This window comes from Micromonospora aridisoli (assembly GCF_056150025.1).
Genome location: NZ_JAXCFK010000096.1, coordinates 1 through 598, shown reverse-complemented (window position 1 = coordinate 598; position 598 = coordinate 1). Strand labels below are relative to the sequence as shown.

General features: G+C 31.1%; 2 protein-coding genes. Both read right to left on the bottom strand.

Annotation, left to right across the window (positions count from 1 at the left end; genetic code table 11):
* The coding region (locus SM447_RS29535) for a phage lytic cycle repressor MrpR family protein (protein WP_474576144.1) at positions 1 to 113 on the bottom strand (113 nt) is incomplete at its 3' end.
* A gap of 23 nt (positions 114 to 136) precedes the next feature.
* On the bottom strand, positions 137 to 598 hold a 462-nt coding region (locus tag SM447_RS29530; protein ID WP_474576143.1), incomplete at its 5' end, for a ParB N-terminal domain-containing protein.

Sequence of the window (598 nt, the reverse complement as noted above, 5' to 3'; positions counted from 1 at the left end):
TTATTATATAAAGTCTCAGTAATCTCTGCTTTTGCAAAAATAGGCCTCATCTGCATAACCATACCCTCAGATAAGGTATCTAAATATTTTTCCTTAATCTCACTATTGAACATTGCAACAAACAACTCCTAAGTGATTACTCGTCTATTTTTAAATTGTTAAAGAAATTCCATATCTTTTGTGGTGATTTAGCATTTCCATTCTTGTCTACTACACCTAATTCATCCCACAATTTATTTTTCTTACTAAAGTCTATAGAGCTTAAAACATCGGTAATTTTGCTTTCTAAATCATCTAGACTTACTCCATCTAACTGCAACTTCTTAGCTAGTACAACGTAGCCGTTAAAGAACAAATTGTTGTTCACAAAACTTCTCTTTCTTTCTTTTGCTATATCACCTAAGAACTCATCCACATATTGTGTAGCTAAAGCATCAAAGAAAGATGTAAGGTATCTTGCAGTTTTTAAAATGTCTGCCTGAGTTGAAAAATCTTTTTTAGAATAACTTCTTTCAATTGCCTTTTTGAAGTCAGAAAAAGTTATAAGTAAGTTCTGATTCTGATTTATCCAGTCTCCATTTGTCTTTATATAATCACC